Source organism: Aurantimonas sp. DM33-3 (assembly GCF_014334315.1).
GTDB classification, from domain to species: domain Bacteria; phylum Pseudomonadota; class Alphaproteobacteria; order Rhizobiales; family Rhizobiaceae; genus Aurantimonas; species Aurantimonas coralicida.
The window spans coordinates 163,382-182,609 of sequence record NZ_JACSGS010000004.1; the positions used below are offsets into that span (position 1 = coordinate 163,382).

At 68.1% G+C, this 19,228-nt stretch carries 19 protein-coding genes; 14 read left to right on the plus strand and 5 right to left on the minus strand.

Features of this window, described 5'->3' with window-relative positions; translation table 11 throughout:
- Nucleotides 1-11 precede the first annotated feature (11 nt).
- Nucleotides 12-209 carry a hypothetical protein gene (locus tag H9Q09_RS07755; protein WP_024351996.1) on the minus strand — a complete coding sequence of 66 codons (198 nt, stop codon included), beginning with the start codon at nt 207-209 and terminating at the stop codon, nt 12-14.
- 223 nt (nt 210-432) lie between these two features.
- Here H9Q09_RS07755 and H9Q09_RS07760 point away from each other — a divergent pair, with 223 nt between their 5' ends.
- From H9Q09_RS07760 to H9Q09_RS07815, 12 genes are all read left to right on the plus strand, one after another.
- Nucleotides 433-1,356, plus strand: coding sequence for a D-alanine--D-alanine ligase (locus tag H9Q09_RS07760; protein ID WP_187390554.1), 924 nt, complete (start codon nt 433-435; stop codon nt 1,354-1,356).
- Nucleotides 1,344-2,279, plus strand: a complete 936-nt coding sequence (locus H9Q09_RS07765; RefSeq protein WP_024351994.1) for a cell division protein FtsQ/DivIB — start codon at nt 1,344-1,346, stop codon at nt 2,277-2,279. The genes H9Q09_RS07760 and H9Q09_RS07765 overlap by 13 nt, the downstream gene beginning before the upstream one ends.
- The gene (gene ftsA, locus H9Q09_RS07770; protein ID WP_187390555.1) at nt 2,276-3,601 is read left to right on the plus strand and encodes a cell division protein FtsA; all 1,326 of its coding nucleotides are present in this window, start codon (nt 2,276-2,278) and stop codon (nt 3,599-3,601) included. Before H9Q09_RS07765 ends, ftsA begins: the two co-directional genes overlap by 4 nt.
- 127 nt (nt 3,602-3,728) lie before the next feature.
- Nucleotides 3,729-5,297 (plus strand): cell division protein FtsZ, encoded by a 1,569-nt coding sequence (gene ftsZ / locus H9Q09_RS07775; RefSeq protein ID WP_187390556.1) that lies wholly within the window; start codon nt 3,729-3,731, stop codon nt 5,295-5,297.
- A 320-nt stretch (nt 5,298-5,617) separates the two neighbouring features.
- A complete protein-coding gene (gene lpxC / locus H9Q09_RS07780; RefSeq protein WP_035695237.1) occupies nt 5,618-6,556 on the plus strand; it encodes a UDP-3-O-acyl-N-acetylglucosamine deacetylase in 939 nt (312 codons plus the stop codon).
- A 177-nt stretch (nt 6,557-6,733) separates the two neighbouring features.
- Nucleotides 6,734-7,615 carry an outer membrane protein assembly factor BamD gene (locus H9Q09_RS07785; protein WP_024351990.1) on the plus strand — a complete coding sequence of 294 codons (882 nt, stop codon included), beginning with the start codon at nt 6,734-6,736 and terminating at the stop codon, nt 7,613-7,615.
- A 242-nt stretch (nt 7,616-7,857) separates the two neighbouring features.
- Entirely contained in the window at nt 7,858-9,543 is a 1,686-nt protein-coding gene (gene recN, locus H9Q09_RS07790) for a DNA repair protein RecN (protein WP_187390557.1), read from the plus strand.
- A 2-nt stretch (nt 9,544-9,545) separates the two neighbouring features.
- Nucleotides 9,546-10,655, plus strand: coding sequence for an FAD-dependent monooxygenase (locus H9Q09_RS07795; protein WP_348646289.1), 1,110 nt, complete (start codon nt 9,546-9,548; stop codon nt 10,653-10,655).
- A gap of 34 nt (nt 10,656-10,689) precedes the next feature.
- Nucleotides 10,690-12,801: an NAD-dependent DNA ligase LigA gene (gene ligA / locus H9Q09_RS07800; protein WP_187390559.1), complete on the plus strand. Its 2,112-nt coding sequence runs from the start codon at nt 10,690-10,692 to the stop codon at nt 12,799-12,801.
- Between the two features lie 235 nt (nt 12,802-13,036).
- Nucleotides 13,037-13,621 (plus strand): YbjN domain-containing protein, encoded by a 585-nt coding sequence (locus H9Q09_RS07805; RefSeq protein ID WP_187390560.1) that lies wholly within the window; start codon nt 13,037-13,039, stop codon nt 13,619-13,621.
- 116 nt (nt 13,622-13,737) lie between these two features.
- Nucleotides 13,738-14,460, plus strand: coding sequence for an AzlC family ABC transporter permease (locus H9Q09_RS07810; protein ID WP_187390561.1), 723 nt, complete (start codon nt 13,738-13,740; stop codon nt 14,458-14,460).
- On the plus strand, nt 14,453-14,749 hold the full coding sequence (locus H9Q09_RS07815; RefSeq protein WP_187390562.1) for an AzlD domain-containing protein: 297 nt from the start codon (nt 14,453-14,455) through the stop codon (nt 14,747-14,749). Before H9Q09_RS07810 ends, H9Q09_RS07815 begins: the two co-directional genes overlap by 8 nt.
- A gap of 43 nt (nt 14,750-14,792) precedes the next feature.
- Here the strand turns inward: H9Q09_RS07815 and H9Q09_RS07820 are convergent, their stop codons facing one another.
- Both H9Q09_RS07820 and H9Q09_RS07825 read right to left on the minus strand, forming a co-directional pair.
- The gene (locus tag H9Q09_RS07820; protein ID WP_187390563.1) at nt 14,793-15,785 is read right to left on the minus strand and encodes a Tim44 domain-containing protein; all 993 of its coding nucleotides are present in this window, start codon (nt 15,783-15,785) and stop codon (nt 14,793-14,795) included.
- A gap of 116 nt (nt 15,786-15,901) precedes the next feature.
- Nucleotides 15,902-17,092, minus strand: a complete 1,191-nt coding sequence (locus H9Q09_RS07825; protein WP_187390564.1) for a VWA domain-containing protein — start codon at nt 17,090-17,092, stop codon at nt 15,902-15,904.
- A gap of 111 nt (nt 17,093-17,203) precedes the next feature.
- Here H9Q09_RS07825 and H9Q09_RS07830 point away from each other — a divergent pair, with 111 nt between their 5' ends.
- Nucleotides 17,204-17,530, plus strand: a complete 327-nt coding sequence (locus tag H9Q09_RS07830; RefSeq protein ID WP_187390565.1) for a hypothetical protein — start codon at nt 17,204-17,206, stop codon at nt 17,528-17,530.
- Between the two features lie 7 nt (nt 17,531-17,537).
- Nucleotides 17,538-17,873, plus strand: coding sequence for a helix-turn-helix domain-containing protein (locus tag H9Q09_RS07835; RefSeq protein WP_024351980.1), 336 nt, complete (start codon nt 17,538-17,540; stop codon nt 17,871-17,873).
- Nucleotides 17,874-17,903: 30 nt separating this feature from the next.
- On the opposite strand, the gene H9Q09_RS07840 is transcribed toward H9Q09_RS07835, so the two are convergent.
- Both H9Q09_RS07840 and H9Q09_RS07845 read right to left on the minus strand, forming a co-directional pair.
- A complete protein-coding gene (locus H9Q09_RS07840; RefSeq protein WP_187390566.1) occupies nt 17,904-18,734 on the minus strand; it encodes a PhzF family phenazine biosynthesis protein in 831 nt (276 codons plus the stop codon).
- Nucleotides 18,734-19,189 (minus strand): GNAT family N-acetyltransferase, encoded by a 456-nt coding sequence (locus tag H9Q09_RS07845; RefSeq protein ID WP_187390567.1) that lies wholly within the window; start codon nt 19,187-19,189, stop codon nt 18,734-18,736. The genes H9Q09_RS07840 and H9Q09_RS07845 overlap by 1 nt, the downstream gene beginning before the upstream one ends.
- Nucleotides 19,190-19,228: the final 39 nt, after the last annotated feature.

A 19,228-nucleotide genomic window follows, 5' to 3' on the forward strand; every position in this document is an offset into this window, starting at 1 on the left:
TTCGCGGCGTCTCAGTTGAAGCGCATGGCGACGCCGCGGCGGGCCGATTCCTTCATCAGGGCGAGCATCAGATCGCCGTCCCCGCGGCGGTCGGTATCACCCCTGGCGATGGCGATCTGCCTTGCGGCGTCGGCCAGCGTCAGCACCGTCCGCTCCTGCTTGGCGCGGATCACTACTTCCTCTACGGCATCATGCAGATCGTTCGACATCGCATGTCTCCTGACGGTCACGACCATGGAGATGATCGACAATTCGTTAACGGACCGGCTGTCTGCGAACGCAAATTGAACAGAACCCCAGACCCGATATCTGCCACCCCCATTGTGGCAACGTTACGATTTTCTTGATTTAGCGCGAGTGCCTTAACCCGCGCTTAACCATCTAGCTGCGATGAATGGCCGATACCCTCGTTTTGAGGATGGATCGGGTTCTATGGGCAAGCATGTAGCAGTCTTGATGGGAGGGTTTTCGTCGGAGCGGCCTGTGAGCCTTGCTTCCGGCAAGGCCTGCGCGGCTGCGCTCGAGACCGCCGGCTACACCGTCACGACAGTGGATGTCGACCGGAACGTTGCGGAGACCCTGGCCCACCTGCGCCCGGACGTCGCCTTCAATGCGCTGCATGGGCCCTTCGGCGAGGACGGCACCATCCAGGGCATTCTCGAATATCTAGAAATTCCCTACACCCATTCCGGCGTGCTGGCCTCGGCGCTGGCCATGCACAAGGAACGGGCCAAGATCGTCGCCAAGGCGGCCGGGGTGCCGGTGGCCGAAGCCAAGCTCCGCCACCGCCTCGATGCGGCCGAAAGCCACGTCCTGCCGACGCCCTACGTCATCAAGCCGGTGGCCGAGGGCTCAAGCTTCGGCGTGCTGATCGTCCGCGAGGACCAGCCGCATCCGCCGCAGCAGCTCTATGGCGACGACTGGCCCTATGGCGACATCGTGATGATCGAGCGCTTCGTCGCCGGTCGCGAGCTCACCTGCGCGGTGATGGGCGACGTGGCGCTGGAGGTCTGCGAGATCGTCACCGAGGGCCACGCCTTCTACGATTACGATTCCAAATATGTGCCCGGCGGATCGAGCCACATCGTGCCGGCCGACCTGCCCAAGGATGTCGCGCGCAAGATCCAGGGCTGGTCGCTGGCCGCCCATGCGGCCCTCGGCTGCCGCGGCGTGTCGCGCTCTGACTTTCGCTATGACGACCGGTTCGGTCCGGGCGGCGAGGTGGTCTGGCTGGAGATCAACACCCAGCCGGGCATGACCGAGACCTCGCTGGTCCCCGACATCGCCGCCGCGTCCGGTCACAGCTTCCCCGAACTTCTCAGCTGGATGGTGGAGGATGCCTCATGTCGCCGATGACCGCCCAGCGCCCCTACGGGGCCTATCATGATCACCACGACGACCCGCGGCCGGGTGCCGCCGGCCGGCTGATGCTGCGCACCGCGCGCTTCGGCCGCCGGATCTCGGCGCTCGCCGGCGACGTGGCGCATCTGCCGCTGCCGCGCTTCGGGAGCCTGGCGGCCGTCGTCGTCGGCGCATCGGTCGTCTACGGCGTCGTCCAGGGCGGCCATACGGTCACCGTGGTCGATTCCGTCGCCCAGCCGCTGGGCTTCGCGATCGAGGACATCGACGTTGTCGGCAATGCCGAGACTTCGGAAATCGACGTTCTGCAGGCGCTGTGGCAGACCGGCTCCCAGAGCCTGATCTCGCTCGACCCGTCCGCGGCCCGCGAGACGCTGGAGGCGATGCCCTGGATCGACCGCGCCTCGGTCGCCAAGATCTTCCCCGGCCGCGTCAAGATCGGCATCTCCGAGCACCGCCCCTATGCGGTCTGGCAGAAGGGCCGGGAATTCGTCGTGGTCAATCGCGAGGGGCAGGAAATCGTCCCCTTCGTGCCCGGCCGTTTCGCCGCGCTGCCCATCGTCGTGGGCGCCGGCGCCGCAACCCATGCCGCCGCCCTGATCGATGAAATGGAAGTGCTTCCCGAGCTTCGCGCAAGGGTCAAGGCGTATGTTCGCGTCGGAGACCGCCGGTGGGATCTGCGACTGGAGAACGGCCTGTCCGTCCTGTTGCCCGAAGACCAGCCGGTAGAAGCATTGGCCGAGGTAGCGAGAATGGATCGGGAGAACGGACTTCTGTCGCGGGACATCGTCTCCGTCGACATGCGGCTGTCCGATCGCATGGTCGTCAAGCTCACTCCCGACGCCCTGGTGCGCCGGAACGCGGCCCTCGAAGAGCGCGAGAAGCTCATCAAGCGTAGCCGGAAGGACAAGCCGGTATGAGTCTGTTCAATCGCGGCGGGGACGAATTGCCCCGCATCAAGGCATTGCCGAAGCGCCGCGCCCGGATCATCTCGGTGCTCGACGTGGGCTCGGAAAAGATCTCCTGCCTGATCGCGCGCCTGAAGCCGCGCCTGGCCAGCGAGATGCTGCCCGGCCGCACCCATACGATCGAGGTCATCGGCGTCGGTCACCAGCGTTCGCACGGCATCAAGTCCGGCGTCGTCGTCGACCTCGACGCCGCCGAGCAGTCGATCCGGCTGTGCGTCGATGCCGCCGAGCGGATGGCCGGCCTGACCATCGAATCCCTGATCGTCTCGGTCACCGCCGGACGGCTGAAGAGCCACAGCGGCTCGGCCGAGATCGCGACGTCCGGCGAGATCGACAAGATGGACGTCGAGCGCGTCCTCGGCATGGCCGCCCGCGTGCCGCTCGACGAGCGCCGCGTGGCGCTGCATTCCATGGCCTACGATCTGGCGCTGGACGGCGAGGGCGGGCTCGACAATCCGGTCGGCATGACCGGCTCGCGGCTCGGCGCCTCGATGCATGTCCTGTCGGCCGAGGAAACGCCGCTGCGCAATCTCGAGGCGGTGGTCAACCGCGCCCAGCTGATGGTCGAGGCCTTCGTCGCCACGCCCTATGCCAGCGCGCTGTCGACCCTCGTCGAGGACGAGGCCGCCATGGGCTCGGCCTGCATCGACATGGGCGGCGGTGCGACCACCATCGCGATCTTCCAGAACGGTCGCTTCGTCTATGCAGACCAGGTCGCCATGGGCGGCCGGCACATCACCATGGATCTGGCCCGCGGCCTGTCCATTCCGCTGGCCGATGCCGAACGGCTGAAGGTCATGCATGGCTGCACGCTGACCGAGCTGATGCAGGACGGCGAGACCGTGCAGGTCGCCGCCCTCGGCGAGGACGGCCACGACGCGCCGGTCACCGTGGCCCGCTCGCTGGTCGCGCGGATCATCCGGCCGCGCGTCGAGGAGACGCTGGAGCTGGTCCGCGACCGGCTGGCCTCGTCCGGCCTCGGTCACGTCATCGGCAAGCGCATCGTCCTGACCGGCGGTGCCAGCCAGCTGGCCGGTCTCGGCGACACGGCTCGCACCATCCTGCAGCGCAACGTCCGGCTCGGCCGGCCGATGGGCGTGTCGGGACTGAATCCGTCGAGCAAGGGCCCGGCCTTCGCGACGGCCGTCGGCCTGCTGATCTACCCGCAGGTCGCACACCGCGAGAACGTCTCGGCGCCGTCCATCGCGACGGTCGCCTTCAACGAGAACACCCGCGCCGGCCGGATCGGATCCTGGCTGAGACGCAGCCTTTGACAACGCCCCCGGCCGCGCGGACGGCCGGGCGAACAACGAGATCGGTGCGCGCCGCGCGCCGCTGAAGAGTCACCAACGAACGGCCGCGCGGCGAACCGGCCAGAACTGCGTGAAAGAGGATCGAACCATGAGCGTTACCCTGAAGAAGCCCGACATCACCGAGCTGAAGCCCCGCATCACCGTCTTCGGCGTCGGCGGCGGTGGCTGCAACGCGGTCAACAACATGATCAATGCCGGGCTGGAAGGCGTCGAGTTCGTCATCGCGAACACCGACGCGCAGGCCCTGCGGTCCTCGCGCGCCGAACGCATCATCCAGATGGGCGTCGCCGTCACCGAGGGTCTTGGCGCCGGCTCGCAGCCGGAAGTCGGCAGCGCCGCCGCCGAGGAATCCATCGACGAGATCTGCGATCACCTCTTGGGCTCGCACATGTGCTTCGTCACTGCCGGCATGGGCGGCGGCACCGGCACCGGTGCGGCTCCCGTCGTTGCCCGTGCGGCGCGCGAAAAGGGCATCCTCACGGTCGGCGTGGTCACCAAGCCGTTCCACTTCGAGGGCCAGCGCCGTCTGCGCATTGCCGACCAGGGCATCGAGGAACTGCAGAAGAACGTCGACACGCTGATCGTCATTCCGAACCAGAACCTGTTCCGGATCGCCAATGACAAGACCACCTTCGCCGATGCCTTCGGCATGGCCGACCAGGTTCTGTATTCGGGCGTTGCCTGCATCACCGACCTGATGGTCAAGGAAGGCCTGATCAACCTCGACTTCGCCGACGTGCGTTCGGTGATGCGCGAGATGGGCAAGGCGATGATGGGCACCGGCGAAGCGTCGGGCGAGGGCCGCGCCATGGCCGCCGCCGAGGCGGCGATCGCCAACCCGCTGCTCGACGAGACCTCGATGAAGGGTGCCCGTGGCCTCTTGATCTCGATCACCGGCGGCCGTGACCTGACCCTGTTCGAGGTGGACGAGGCGGCGACCCGCATCCGCGAGGAAGTCGACCACGACGCCAACATCATTCTCGGTGCGACCTTCGACGAGAACCTGGAAGGCGTGATCCGCGTGTCGGTCGTGGCTACCGGCATCGACAAGGCCGAGATGGAAGCGGCCGAGCACACCGCGGCCTACCAGGTCCGTCCGACGGCGGCTCCGGCACCGCGTGCGCTGCCCGAAACGCAGGCCGCGGCCGTGCGTCCGGCGGCCCAGCAGCCGGCTCCGGCCGCTGCCCCCGTCCAGGAAGCTCCGGTCCATGCCGAAGCAGCCCCGGCGCCCCAGGCCGAGATGGAGGACGACTTCACCGCCGCCCTCGAGGCCGAGATCGCTCAGGTCAGCCCGGCCGCCGAGCCGGCGCCGCGTGCAGCCGCACCGCGCATGCCCCAGGTCGAGGACTTCCCGCCGAATGTGCGGGCCGAGATCGAGAGCCGTGCGGCGGCCGACGCCCATGACGAGCGGGGCCCGATGGGCCTGCTGCGTCGCCTGACGACCGGCCTGTCGCGCCGCGAGGAGGACGAGGTCGCACCGCACGAGGCACGTCACGCACCGGCCGAGCAGCCGCGTCGCGCCGTGGTCGAGCCGAACCCCTACGCACCGCGCCGCCAGGCGGCGGAATCGGCGGCCCGTCCGGCCCCGCAGCCGCGCGCCGTCAGCGAGGAAGACCAGCTCGAAATCCCTGCCTTCCTGCGTCGTCAGGCGAACTGACCGTCAACGTTGCAGGTTTGACACAAGGCCCGCCGGCACGTTCGGCGGGCCTTTTTTACGACAAGCGTATGAAATCGCTGACATCCGTGTTTTCGGCCCTGTTCCGGCGGTAACAACGGGTAACGAACCGTGATTTTGTCGAAGGGCCTGTTCGTTCTAGGGAATTTGTCACGAATTGCAGAGTGCGGGATGGCCCGATTCCTCTATAGGGGGACAGGGGGCGGGCCAGCACTGACGACGAAGCTCCCGAGCGGGGATGCCGGTATCTGAGACGCGGAGCACCGCGCCGATGCTGGCGGGAAAGGTTGCCGATAGTGCGAATGTTCCAGCAGACGATTGGATCCAGGGTCTATTTCGAGGGCATTGGCGTCCATAGCGGTCTCCCGGTCCAGCTCACCCTGCTTCCGGCCGAGGTCAACACCGGCATCGTCTTCCACCTGTGCGACAAGCAGGGCTACCTGCACGAGATCAAGGCCGTGACCGGCAATGCCGCGCCGATGGATCTGGCGACCGTCGTCGGCGATCCGCGCGGCGCCCATGTCGCGACGATCGAACATCTGATGGCCGCGCTCTACGCCATGGGCGTCGACAATGTCGTCGTGCAGCTCGATGCGCATGAGACGCCGATCATGGACGGCTGTGCCGCCGCCTTCATCAAGGGCATCCGCGAGGCCGACGTCGTCGGCCAGTCGGCCCGGGCCCGCTATGTGCGCGTCCTGAAGCCCGTCTCGGTCGAGATGAACGGCGCCCGCGCCGAATATCTGCCGCACAACGGCACCCGCTTCGAGATCGAGATCGACTTCGCCACCCCGGCCATCGGCCGGCAGGTCTACAAGGCGGATCTCACCGCCGAGCGCTTCGCCCGCGATCTGTCCCGCGCCCGCACCTTCGGCTTCATGAAGGATGTCGAGCGCCTGTGGGCCGCCGGCTCTGCGCTGGGCTCCTCGCTCGACAATTCCGTGGTCATCGGCGACGACGGCCGGGTGATCAATCCGGACGGCCTGCGCTACCACGACGAATTCGTCCGCCACAAGGCGCTGGACGCGGTGGGTGACCAAGCGCTGGCCGGTGCCCGCGTGCTTGGCTGCTACCGCTCCTATCGCGGCGGCCACAAGCTCAACGGTCTCGCGCTGCAGGCGCTTCTTGCCGACCGCCGGGCCTACGAGATCGTCGAGGCACCGTCGCGCCGGGTCGATCCGGTCCGTCATGCGCCGCTGGTCGCCGTCGCGGCGCCCGCCTACGGTCCGCAGACTCTCTGACATCAGCATTACGCAACCGCCTCGTCCGGTCGACAAAACCGGTGTCGCACACGATGACGTGCGCTTGATCGGGACGCTGCGTCACAAAAAAGACGGGTTGAACCGGCTTGAGCGTTGCTGACGACGAAGGCGCGGCGTAAGACAGCCGGGCTTTTGAAAGCAGGGGGATCAGCACGAATGAGCAATCCGCACGACCATCCGGCCTTGCGCCGACTGCGGGTGGCGAAACTCACCGGCGCTCTGGCGCTGGGTCTCGCATCCGCCGGCCTGTCGGGCTGCATGAGTTCGGACACCAGCGACGTCGAGGCGCTTGCGCTCGCCGCCCAGACCGATCCGCCGGACGTCCTGTACAATCAGGGGCTCGCCAATCTCGAAGGCGGCCGTCTCAGCGAGGCGTCCAAGAAGTTCGAGGCCATCGACCGCCAGCATCCCTATTCGGAATGGGCCCGCAAGGCACTGGTGATGAGCGCCTTCGCCAGCTATCGCAGCGGCGACTACGACACGGCGATCAACTCCTCCAAGCGTTACCTGTCGCTGTATCCCGGCAGCGAGGAGGCGGCCTACGCCCAGTACATCATGGGCCTGGCCTATTACCGCCAGATCCCGGACGTCACCCGCGACCAGAAGGAAGCGGCCCGCGCGGCTGCGGCCATGCGCGAGGTGTTCGAGAAATACCCCGATTCCGAATATGCCGATGACGCGCGCGCCAAGCTGCGCATTGCCCGCGACCAGCTCGCCGGCAAGGAGATGCAGGTCGGCCGGTACTATCTGGAGCGGCGCGAATACGTCGCGGCGATCAACCGCTTCAAGAACGTCGTCGACGTCTATTCAGACAGCCGGCACGTGGAAGAGGCGCTGGCCCGCCTGACCGAAGCCTATTACGCCATGGGGCTGACCCGCGAGGCCCAGGCGGCGGCATCGGTGCTCGGCCAGAACTTCCCGGATTCGCAGTGGTACCGCGATTCCTACCAGCTCCTGCAGACCAACGGCCTGTCGCCGCGTGAAGGCAGTGCGACGTCGTGGTTCGGCGTGGCGGCGCGCAAGATCACCGGCGCCTGAGACAGACCGGGCCGGGGTCCGTCCCGGTCCGCATTCCTGACGACGCTTGAGGCGGGCATGCGTCCCGCCGGGCTGCGGGGCCTGCGTCATCAGGTCGCCGGGCAGGCGCGGCAGGCCGCGCGCACGGACGCGGTGACGGCTCCGGCGGTTTTCGCCGATTGCCGGTGCGCTTGGCTCCGATCCGCACTATCTTGACGAGCCATTGCCATTTCGGTGGCGGTTCAGTACCGACGATCCCGGTCATGCTCGTTCATCTTTCGATCCGCGACATCGTTCTCATCGAACGGCTCGACATTGCCCTCGACGAGGGTCTCTCCGTGCTCACGGGCGAGACCGGCGCGGGCAAGTCGATCCTGCTCGACTCGCTGTCGCTCGCCCTCGGCGGGCGCGGCGATGGCGGCCTGGTGCGCCATGGCGCCAAGCAGGGCGAGGTGACGGCGGCCTTCGACCTGCCGTCCGGCGCCGGCGTACGGGCGATCCTCCTCGACAACGGTTTCGACGAGCAGGATCTCAGCGAAGGCGACCTGATCCTGCGCCGCATCCAGACCGCCGACGGCCGCACCCGCGGCTTCATCAACGATCGTCCCGCCAGCGTCTCCCTGATGCGCAGCGTCGGCCAGGCGCTGGTCGAGATCCACGGCCAGCACGACGACCGCGCGCTGATCGACCCGCAGGCCCACCGCACGCTGCTCGACCAGTATGGCGGGCTGCAGCAGGAGGCGGCCTTCGTCGCCCGCGCCCATGCCGACTGGCGCGCCACCGAGCACGAGCTGCGCACCCACCGCGCCCGCGTCGAGGCGGCGGCCCGCGAGGCGGACTATCTGCGCTCTTCGGTCGACGAACTCTCCGACCTGGCACCGATCGCCGGCGAGGAGGAGGAACTGGCCGAGCGCCGGCAGGTGATGATGCGGTCCGAGAAGATCGCCACCGACGTCAACGACGCCCATGAGGAGCTGTCCGGTTCGTCCTCGCCGATCCCGCAGCTCGCCGGCCTCCTGAAGCGGCTCGACCGCAAGCGCGACGAGCTGCCCGGCCTTCTGGACGAGCCGATCGACCGGCTGGACACGGCGCTCGACGCGCTGTCCGACGCGCAGATGGCGCTGCAGACGGCGCTGCGCTCGCTGGAGTTCGATCCGCGGGCATTGGAGGAGACCGAGGAACGGCTGTTCGCGCTGCGCGCGGCTGGCCGCAAATATTCGGTGCCGGTCGACGATCTGCCGGAACTGACCGCCCGGATGATCGGCGACCTGGCGGATCTCGATGCCGGCGAGGAGCGGATGGGCAAGCTGGAGGCCGAACTGGCCGAAAAGCGTCAGCGTTTCGACCGCGCCGCCGCCGAACTGTCGGAGAAGCGCCGTACCACCGCGCGGCTCCTGGAAGGCGCGGTGATGGCCGAACTGCCGGATCTGAAGCTCGACCGCGCGACCTTCCTCGTCGAACAGACGAGCGACCCCGAAAGCCCGTCCGCCGCCGGCATCGACCAGATCGAATTCTACGTCCAGACCAACCCCGGCACCCGCGCCGGCTCGATGATGAAGGTCGCCTCGGGCGGCGAGCTGTCGCGCTTCCTCTTGGCGCTCAAGGTGGCGCTGGCCGATCGCGGCTCGGCGCCGACACTGGTCTTCGACGAGATCGACACCGGCGTTGGCGGCGCCGTGGCCGACGCCATCGGCCGCCGTCTCGGCCGGCTGGGGCGCAACGTGCAGGTGCTCGCCGTCACCCATGCCCCGCAGGTTGCCGCGCGCGCCACGACCCATCTCCTGATTTCCAAGGGCAGCGCCGCCTCCGGCGAGGACCGCGTGGCCACCCGCGTCGCGCCCATCGGCGAAGATGGCCGCCGCGAAGAGATCGCCCGCATGCTGGCCGGCGAGACGGTGACAGACGAGGCCCGCGCCGCCGCCGCCCGGCTCATCGGCGCGGGGGCTTGAGCGTGACGGCCCGCCGCGTCCTGATCGCAGGCGCCGGGCCGGTCGGACTGGCCGCCGCGGTCGAGTTTCGCCGCCGGGGCTTTGCGCCGCGCATCGTCGATGCCGGCGAGGGGCCGACGCCGGAGGACCAGTCGCGGGCGCTCGGCGTCTTGCCGCGCACGCTCGACATCCTCGCGGCCTCGGGCATCACCGATCGCCTGCTGGCCGAGGGCAACCGGATCTCGCGCATGGCCGTCGCCGACAACGGCAAGCGGCTGTTCGAGATGATCGCGGCGCCGGCGCATACGGCGCATCCCTTCATCCTGACCCTGCCGCAGGGGCGCACCGAGCGGCTGATGATCGCATGGCTGGCCGCCCATGACGTCGATGTTGAATGGGGCGTCGCCTTCCACACGGTCGCCGACACCCACGCGCCGCGTGTCACCCTCTCTACCGGTGAGATTGTCCCGGCGGACATCGTCGTCGGCGCCGACGGCGCCCATTCGGCGGTGCGCGAGGATGTCGGCATTCCGTGGAGCGGCGCGGGCTATCCGGCGGAGTTCGCGCTGGCCGACGTGGTCTTCGACAAGCCGGTCGATCCCGCTGTCGGACGCATCGATCTGCGCAGCGGATCGGCCGATCCCGGCGGCGCCGTCGCCATGCTGCCGCTGGGCGCCCGGCGCGGCCGCTATGTCGGCATCGCGCCGTCGACCGAAGCGCTGATCGGCAATGTGCCCGGCATCGAATCCGTGACCTGGGCCTCACGCTTCCATGTCAGCTTCCGCCATGCCGAGCGCATGGCCAAGGGCCGGGTGTTCCTCGCCGGCGATGCCTCCCATGTCCATTCGCCGGTCGGCGGGCGCGGCATGAATCTCGGCATCTGGGACGCGGCGACCCTGGCCTTCTTGGCCAGCGAGGCGCGCGAAACCGAATACGAGATGCGTCGGCTGCCCTCCGTGCGCTCCGTCATGGAGGCGACTCGCAGGGGCACCGACTTCATCGCGGCGCCGCCGCCGGCCGCGCTCCTGGCGATGCGCTATCTGATGCCGCTGGCGGCGTGGACCCCATGGCTGCGCGGGCGGATCGCGGACCGCATTCTCGGCCTCGACCTGCCGCAGCCCGAATGGCTATGACGGGCCGGACAAACAGCAGGGATTCGGACGGGCGATGAGCGACAAGGCGGTCGAGACGCTGGACAGGGACGAGGCGGCGGCCGAACTGGAACGGCTGGCCGGCGAGATCGCCGAACATGACCGGGCGTATTACCGCGAGGACGCGCCGACCGTCACCGACGCCGAATACGACGCGCTGCGCCGGCGCAACGCCGCCATCGAGGCGCGCTTTCCCGAACTGATCCGCGAGGATTCCCCGTCCGCGCGGGTGGGGACCGAGGTCTCGGAGAAATTCGGAAAGATCCGCCATGCCGTGCCGATGCTGTCGCTCGACAATGCGTTTTCCGACGAGGACGTCGCCGACTTCGCCAAACGCGTGCGCCGCTTCCTGAAGCTCGACGACGACGCGCCGCTGGCCATTACCGCCGAGCCGAAGATCGACGGCCTGTCGCTGTCGCTGCGCTACGAGAAGGGCGAGCTGGTCTCGGCCGCGACCCGCGGCGACGGCGCCACCGGCGAGGACGTGACCCGCAACGCCCGGACCATCGGCGACATCCCGAACCGGCTGAAGGGCAGGGCGCCGGAGGTCTTCGAGGTGCGCGGCGAGGTCTATATGAGCCATGCCGCCTTCACCGACCTCAATGCCCGCCAGGCCGAGGAGGGCAAGCCGGTCTACGCCAATCCGCGCAACGCCGCCGCCGGATCGCTGCGCCAGCTCGACGCGGGGATCACCCGCGCCCGCAAGCTGCAGTTCTTCGCCTATGCCTGGGGCGAGGCGAGCGATGTGCCGGGCGAGACCCAGACCGAGGTCGTCGCGGCGATCGAAGGCTTCGGCTTTCCGGTGAACGCGCAGATGAAGCGCTTCGAGACCATCGAGGGGCTGATCGCGCACTACCACGCGATCGAGGAGAACCGGGCCGGGCTCGGCTACGACATCGACGGCGTCGTCTACAAGGTCGACGACCTGGCGCTGCAGAAGCGCCTTGCCTTCGTCTCGCGCTCGCCGCGCTGGGCGATCGCCCACAAATTCCCGGCCGAGCAGGCGACGACGGTGCTGCGGGCAATCGAGATCCAGGTCGGCCGCACGGGTGCCCTGACCCCGGTGGCCAAGCTCGACCCGGTCAATGTCGGCGGCGTCATGGTCGCCAACGCGACGCTGCACAATGCCGAGGAGATCGAGCGGCTGGATGTGCGCGTCGGCGACACGGTGCAGATCCAGCGGGCCGGCGACGTCATCCCGCAGGTGCTCGGCATCGTCGCGGACAAGCGCCCGCAGGATGCCGAGCCCTTCGCCTTTCCCACGACCTGTCCCTGCGAGCTGAAGACCGACGTGGTGCGCGAGGAAACCGCCTCGGGCGCCCAGAGCGTCGTGCGCCGCTGCACCGGCGAGTTCGCCTGCCCCTTCCAGCGCCGCGAGCATCTGAAGCTCTTCGTCTCGCGCAAGGCCTTCGATATCGAGGGGCTCGGCGACAAGCAGATCGACCTGTTCTACGACGATCCCGATTTCCAGGTCCGCACGCCGGCCGACATCTTCCGCATGCACGGCCGCAATCAGGAGGGGCTGAAGAAGCTGAAGGACAAGGAGGGGTTCGGCGAGGTCTCGGCGAAGAACCTCTTCGCGGCGATCGAGGCGCGGCGGACAATCCCGCTCGACCGGCTGATCTTCTCCCTCGGCATTCGCCATGTCGGGGAGACGACGGCAAAGACGCTGGCGCGGGCCTACGGCACCTTCGAGGCCTTCCACGAGGCCGCCCTGAAGGTGGCGGCTGGCGACGAGGAAGCGAGCGGCGAGATGGACGCGCTCGACGACATCGGCGGCGCCGTGATCACCGCGACGGCGCGGTTCTTCTCCGAGGACCACAATCTGAAGCTGGTCGAGGACCTCGTCGCCGAGCTCGACGTGCAGCCGGCCGAACAGCCGGCGGCAACGTCCCCCGTCTCGGGCCAGACCATCGTCTTCACCGGTTCGCTGGAGAAGATGACGCGGGACGAGGCCAAGGCGATGGCCGAGGGGCTGGGGGCGAAGGTCGCCGGCTCGGTGTCGAAGAAGACAGATCTCGTCGTCGCCGGGCCGGGCGCCGGCTCGAAGCTGAAGAAGGCCGCCGAGCTTGGCGTCGAGGTGATCGACGAGGATGCCTGGTTCGTGCGGATCGGCCGCGACGCCTGACGGCGATTCGCCGCGACAATCTCCGGTTCGGGCTCGAGCGCCGGCGTGATGGCCGGGCCGGCGTCGGCGGACCGTCACCGTCTCCTTCTGCGCGGAGCACCTGACGTCGGGGCCGCCGGGCGGGCACGATGTATCCCCGCCACGGTCGCCGCCAGAACCGCAGGGCGGAGCCGATCGCGGCTTGCAGGTCCTTGATACAAGGCAGAGATTGGCGGCGTCCGAACAAGGAATCCTTATGCTCCTCTGCCCGCCGCGCCTCCTGCGCACCGGTCTTGCCGTCGCCCTGATCACCATCTCCGCGGGAGCCGTCTCGGCCACCGCCGTTTCGACGCCGCCGGCCGTCGAGGAGGAGCCGGGCCTGCTGTCGCGGTCGCTGGCGGCGAAATCGGGCACCGAGGCGGCCGAAATGACCGCCGACATCCTGCGCGCCGACGACACCGACACCATCCTCGACATCGCGCAAGGCTATGGCGAGGCCGAGCTCGTGACGACCGAGACGGGCGATCCGGTGATCACCGGCATCATCAACGGCGTCGCCTACCAGCTGTTCTTCCTCGACTGCACCGACGGGACGGACTGCGAGGTCGCCAATTTCTACGCCATATGGGACCGGCCCGACGTGGCGCTCGACGCGCTGAACGCCTGGAACCGCACGCATCCGTTTCACAAGGCGTATCAGACCGAGGACCAGTACCCGGTGGTCGAGCTGAACCTGTCGCTGCGCGGCGGGGTCACCCGTACGCAGCTGAACGACGCCTTCGACCGCTGGACCATCGCGCTGGCCGAGTTCGAGGCGCAGATTCTCGACCCGTCGCTCTGAGCCGAGGGCGGCGCAACGCGCCGTTCATCCGGGCACGGCTTGTGTGCGGCGCATCGAAGAAGCATAAGCCGGGCTGAGTAATCGGCGCGCGCCCATCCACAAACCCCGAGTGTCCAGTGACCGAGACCACCCGATCGGAGATCCGCGCGGCGTTGCGCGAGCTTCTGCCCGTGCTTCTCGCCGTCGTGCCCTTCGGCATGGTCTACGGCACGATCGCGACGGCGGAAGGGCTGAGCTTTGCCCAGACCATGGGCTTTTCGGCGACCGTCTATGCCGGGGCCTCGCAGCTTGCGGCGCTGCAGCTCATCGGGCTGGGCGCGCCAGTCTGGTCGGTGTTGCTGGCGGTAGTGGCGCTGAACTTCCGGCACGTGCTCTATTCGGCCTCGGTCGGGCGGCACCTGCATCGCTTCTCCGGCCTGCAGAAGGCGATGGCCTTCTTCTTCCTGGTCGATCCGGTGTTCGGCGCGGCCGAGGCGCGGGCGAGCGTCCAGCCGCTGACCAAGACCTTCTACTTCGCCTATGGCTGCGTGCTCTATGTCGGCTGGCTCGCCTCGTCGGCGCTCGGTGCGGTGTTCGGGTCACTGATCGACGATCCGGCGCGTTACGGGCTGGATTTCATCCTGCCGGTCTATTTCCTGACGCTGCTGATGACGTTTCGCGCCCGCAGCGGCTTCTATCCGGTGGCCCTGACCAGCGCGGCGGCGTCCATCGTGGTCTATCTGAGCCTCGGGCCGCCCTGGCATGTGACACTGGGCGGCCTCGCCGGTATCGCGGTCGCCGCCCTCATGCCGCCGAAGCCGGCGGCCGCACCCGCGCAAGGGGATGACCGTCATGGATGAGATCTGGTGGATCATCCTGCTGGCCGGCGGCCTGACCTATCTGACGCGCACCGGCGGGCACCTGCTGCTGGCCCGCATCGGCAGCATTCCGCCGCGTCTCGATGCGGCGCTGAATGCCGTGCCGGCGGCGGTGCTGACGACCATCGTCACTCCGGCGCTGGTCTCCGGCGGCTGGCCCGAGCGCATCGCCATCCTGATCTGCACCGTCCTGGCGCTGCGGCTGCCGCTGATCGTTACCGTGGCGATCGGCACGGCGATGGTCGCCTTCGCCCGCGCCGCCGGTTTCTGAAGCCCCACAAGAAAACGGGCCGGCAGAGCCGGCCCGTGAGAGATCAGGTTTCCTGGATGGCGGAGAGTTTCCACTCGCCGCCCTTGTCGCGCACGAAGGTCCACAATTCCGTCGTCTCGGTCGGGGTGTCGGGATCGCCTTCGACGACCTCGCCGGTGGTCCGGTCGCGCATCACGTCGATCGACGAATAGCGCATGGCGAGGCTGGCATACTCGGTGTCGCCCTCGCGCCATGCCTCGGCGATGTCGCCCTGCTCGAGCTTGACGTCGAGCACGTCGTTCTTGCGGCCGGACGTGGCGTTCTCCGACAGTTCCTCGGCGAGATAGGACATGATCTCCGGCGTGGTGATCGTCCGCAGCGCGGCATAATCCTCGCGCGAGAACGCCGCCTGAACCTCGTGCAGCTTCTGCTCGAAGGTGTCGAGGTCGGCGTCGGTGATGCCGATCTCGTCGGACGGTTCGGGCGCCGCAGCGCTCGCAGCGCCGCCGCCCAGAGCCGCGCCCGAGCCTATCGAGGGAATGCGGAAGCTGCCATTGCCGGCCGGCTGCACCGGTTCCTCATAGGCGCGGCGCTCGGTGGGGCTGGAACCGTTGGCACGGACCGGGCTCGGATTGCGGCTGCGGAAGAAGCGGATCAGCAGCATCGCGCCAAGACCGATGAGCAGGCCCTGGACCAGAAGGGCGAGGAAGCCGCCCATGCCGCCGAAGCCGGTGCCCATCAGCATGCCGAACAGGCCGCCCAGCATGAGGCCGCCGAGAAGGCCGCCGCCGATGCCGCCGAAGAGGCCCGGACGCCGGGCGCCGGCGGCGCTCTGCGCCGCGCTGCCGCCGGGCTGCGTCGCCTGGCCGGGCGTCATCGAACGCTGCACGGGCGCGGCGCTCGGGGCCGTCCTGGTCGCCGGTGCGCTCTGATAGGTGCGAAAGCCCCGGCTGCCGAAGCTGCCGCCACGCCGCGCGTCGGCATAGTCGACCGCGACGAAGGAGAAGACAAAGAGAAGGCTCGCGAAAAGCGAGCCGAGGCGAAGGCGGTTGGCCATGTCGGTTCCCGTCTGGTTGCGTCCCGCCCAATATGGGGAATGCCGGATCGCAGCGCTATGCCTGCCTGAAAATTATGCATGCAGAACGGGTGGAAACCGGGCAGTCCGCCACCGATTCAGCGCGACAGCGTCTTCGTTGCCGCCTCGATGCCCTTCAGGGTCATCGGGAACATCCGGTCCTCCATGGCCTCGCGGATCATGGCGATGGACTGGGTCCAGTCCCAGTGCTGGCGCGGCACCGGGTTGAGCCAGACCGATTTCGGCCATTGCCGCGTGAAGCGATCGAGCCAGACGGCGCCGGGCTCGGCGTTCCAGTGTTCGACCGAGCCGCCGGGCATGGCGATCTCGTAGGGGCTCATCGAGGCGTCGCCGACGAAGACGGCGCGGTAGTCCGGCCCGAAGCGGTTGAGGACGTCCATGGTCGGGATTGCCTCGGCATGGCGGCGGTGATTGCTCTGCCACAGCCGCTCATAGGGGCAGTTGTGGAAGTAGAAAAATTCGAGGTGCTTGAGCTCCGAGCGGGCGGCGGAGAACAGCTCCTCGACCTCGCGGACATGATCGTCCATCGAGCCGCCGATATCGAGGAAGAGCAGCACCTTGACAGCGTTGCGCCGCTCGGGCCGCGTCTTGACGTCGAGATAGCCGTGCTCGGCCGTAGCGCGGATCGTGCCGGAGAGGTCGAACTCCTGTTCGGCGCCGTCGCGCACCCAGCGGCGCAGCCGCTTCAGCGCCACCTTGATGTTGCGGGTGCCCAGCTCGATGCTGTCGTCGAGGTCGCGGAACTCGCGCCGGTCCCAGACCTTCACGGCCCGACGGTGGCTGCTTTCCTTCTGGCCGATGCGCACGCCTTCCGGATTGTAGCCATAGGCGCCGAAGGGGGAGGTGCCGCCGGTGCCTATCCATTTCGAGCCGCCCTGGTGGCGCTCCTTCTGCTCCTCCAGCCGTTGTTTGAGCGTCTCCATGAGTTTGTCAAAGCCGCCAAGGGATTCGACCAGCTTCTTCTCCTCGTCGGTGAGGTGCTTCTCGGCCAGCCGCCGCAGCCATTCCTCCGGCAGTTCGCGCGCGTCGACGCCGTCGCCGGCCTCGCCGGATACGGCCTCCACGCCCTTGAAGACGTCGCCGAAGACCCGGTCGAAGCGGTCGATGAAGCGCTCGTCCTTCACCAGTGTCGCGCGGGCCAGATAGTAGAAGCCCTCGACATCGTAGGTGACGAGATCGGCCCGCATGGCGTCGAGCAGGGCGAGATGCTCGCGCAGCGTGACCGGCACGCCGGCGGCCTTGAGCTTGAGGAAGAAGGTCAGCAACATGGCCGCGAGAATAGGGCAGCAGGGGCGGGAAGTCATTGTCTGGACGACAAGCGCAACCTATCATTGCCACAGTTGAATGCGCTACGCCAGCGGCGTATATATGAGGGGCAATTGGCTTCGAGCCTGGAAATCCAGATCGCCGAGACGCGGCGTTTCGAACTCGACTGCGCGCTTTACCAGTTCGGCGGCGCGGCCAAGGAACGCGCGCTGGATATTTTAGGGAACGACCCGGCGATCGGGCGCCCCCATGTGGAAAACGCGGCGCTTTGGCAATGGAGTTTTGGCGAGTTCGACCTGATCTATGCGATCAGCGGCGATTTTTCGAAGCTGGTGCTTCTCGAGTTGCGGCCCCAGTCGGTTCGGCAGCGGCAGCCTCTGGAGCAGATGTTCGCCGTGATCGACCGGATCAATGCAATCAAGCGACTGTTCGGATTGTGAGCGCGTGATGAAGGCAAGAAAGACCCAGGAAGAAGCCGACGCCCATATGCTCGAGTCGCTGGAGCAGGCGCTGAAATGGTTTCAGGGCGACGATTCGCAGGTCACCGTCCATCGCTACAAGATCGAGGTGCCGGACGTCGCCCGGCTGCGGCGCAAGCTGAAGCTGACCCAGGCGGATTTCGCGCTGAAGATCGGCGTGCCGATCGCGACGTTGCGCAATTGGGAGCAGGGGCGGCGCTATCCGACTGGCCCGGCCCGGGTGCTGCTCAACGTGCTGGCCCGGCGGCCGGAACTGGTGATGGAAGCCATCGACGCCGCCCAGACCGTCGAAGCGGCGGAATAGGGCGCTTCGGCCTGACCGCTTGATGCCCACTCAGCCGGGAACGGCGATCTCGCCGGTCAGATAGAGCACCGCCTGGCCGGCCACGACGACGGTTTCGCCCTCCAGCCGGCAGCGCAGATCGCCGCCGCGCTCCGACACCTGCCGCGCGGTGAACGCGCTTCCGCCAAGCTCGCCGGCCCAATAGGGCACCAGCGAGCAATGGGCCGAACCGGTGACCGGGTCCTCGTCGATGCCGGCCTTGGGCGCGAACATGCGCGAAACGAAGTCGAGGCCGGAGCCCGGCGCGCCCTGTGCCGTGGCGATGACGTTGCGTGGCGGCAAAGCGGCGATTGCCCGGATGTCGGGAGCGAGCGCCTCCACCTCGGCGGCGCTGTCCATCACCGCCAGCCAGGACGTGTCGTTCGGCACCGCATAGGAGATCACGGCCTTGGGCTGCGCGCCCAGAGCCTCGGCCAGCTGCTCGATCTCGGCGGCATCCACGGTGCCGGCCTCGTGCCGGCGCGGGAAGCGCATGACGAACCAGCCGTCCTCGCCGCGGGTGACAGTGAGCTCGCCGGACTCCCGCGTCACGAAGGTCAGCGTCGCCGCGCTCTCGCCGAGGCATTCGGTGAGGACAAAGGCGGTGGCCAAAGTCGCGTGGCCGCAGAGCGGCACCTCGATCGCCGGGGTGAACCAGCGCAATTCCCAGCGCGCCGGGCCGGCCGGCAGGAAGAAGGCCGTCTCGGCCAGATTGTTCTCGGCCGCGATCGCCAGCATGTCGGCGTCCGGCAGCCAGGCTTCGAGCGGCACGACGGCCGCCGGATTGCCGGCGAACAGCCGGTCGGTGAAGGCATCGACCTGGTAGATCGGCAGGGTGGTCATTACGGGAGCTTTCGCTGGTACTTGATGAAGGGCGTCACCGCCGCAATGCGGTCGTAGAGCTTGCGCGCAGTGGTGTTGAAGTCCTGCGTCATCCAGTAGACGGTCGGTGAGCCCGCCGCGTCTGCCGCCGCATAGACCGCCTCGATCAGCCTGCGCCCGACACCGGTGCCGCGCACCTCCGGATCGGCATAGAGGTCCTGCAGATAGCAGACATCCTCGACCCGCCAGCAATGGCGGTGGAACAGGAAATGCACGAGGCCGACGGGTTTGCCGCCCGCTTCCGCGATCAGGCCGCGGAACTCGTTGTCGTCGCCGGACAGGAGGCGCGCTAAGGTCGTGGCATAGACCTCCTCCGACACGCTCGCCTCGTAGAAGGTCAGATAGTCGGTCCACAGCCGGCGCCATTCGGCCTCGTCGTCCGGTCCGATCGGGCGAATCCGTACCGCGTCGTTCATGCTGGCTCCTGTTCGTCCCGTTCGATGGGCGCGGCCGCC

Excerpts from the sequence above, each read along its gene's own strand:
- H9Q09_RS07755 (WP_024351996.1), bottom strand. The coding sequence starts at position 209 with ATGTCGAACGATCTGCATGATGCCGTAGAGGAAGTAGTGATCCGCGCC.
- H9Q09_RS07760 (WP_187390554.1), top strand. The coding sequence starts at position 433 with ATGGGCAAGCATGTAGCAGTCTTGATGGGAGGGTTTTCGTCGGAGCGG.
- H9Q09_RS07765 (WP_024351994.1), top strand. The coding sequence starts at position 1,344 with ATGTCGCCGATGACCGCCCAGCGCCCCTACGGGGCCTATCATGATCAC.
- ftsA (WP_187390555.1), top strand. The coding sequence starts at position 2,276 with ATGAGTCTGTTCAATCGCGGCGGGGACGAATTGCCCCGCATCAAGGCA.
- ftsZ (WP_187390556.1), top strand. The coding sequence starts at position 3,729 with ATGAGCGTTACCCTGAAGAAGCCCGACATCACCGAGCTGAAGCCCCGC.
- lpxC (WP_035695237.1), top strand. The coding sequence starts at position 5,618 with ATGTTCCAGCAGACGATTGGATCCAGGGTCTATTTCGAGGGCATTGGC.
- H9Q09_RS07785 (WP_024351990.1), top strand. The coding sequence starts at position 6,734 with ATGAGCAATCCGCACGACCATCCGGCCTTGCGCCGACTGCGGGTGGCG.
- recN (WP_187390557.1), top strand. The coding sequence starts at position 7,858 with ATGCTCGTTCATCTTTCGATCCGCGACATCGTTCTCATCGAACGGCTC.
- ligA (WP_187390559.1), top strand. The coding sequence starts at position 10,690 with ATGAGCGACAAGGCGGTCGAGACGCTGGACAGGGACGAGGCGGCGGCC.
- H9Q09_RS07805 (WP_187390560.1), top strand. The coding sequence starts at position 13,037 with ATGCTCCTCTGCCCGCCGCGCCTCCTGCGCACCGGTCTTGCCGTCGCC.
- H9Q09_RS07815 (WP_187390562.1), top strand. The coding sequence starts at position 14,453 with ATGGATGAGATCTGGTGGATCATCCTGCTGGCCGGCGGCCTGACCTAT.
- H9Q09_RS07820 (WP_187390563.1), bottom strand. The coding sequence starts at position 15,785 with ATGGCCAACCGCCTTCGCCTCGGCTCGCTTTTCGCGAGCCTTCTCTTT.
- H9Q09_RS07825 (WP_187390564.1), bottom strand. The coding sequence starts at position 17,092 with ATGTTGCTGACCTTCTTCCTCAAGCTCAAGGCCGCCGGCGTGCCGGTC.
- H9Q09_RS07835 (WP_024351980.1), top strand. The coding sequence starts at position 17,538 with ATGAAGGCAAGAAAGACCCAGGAAGAAGCCGACGCCCATATGCTCGAG.
- H9Q09_RS07840 (WP_187390566.1), bottom strand. The coding sequence starts at position 18,734 with ATGACCACCCTGCCGATCTACCAGGTCGATGCCTTCACCGACCGGCTG.
- H9Q09_RS07845 (WP_187390567.1), bottom strand. The coding sequence starts at position 19,189 with ATGAACGACGCGGTACGGATTCGCCCGATCGGACCGGACGACGAGGCC.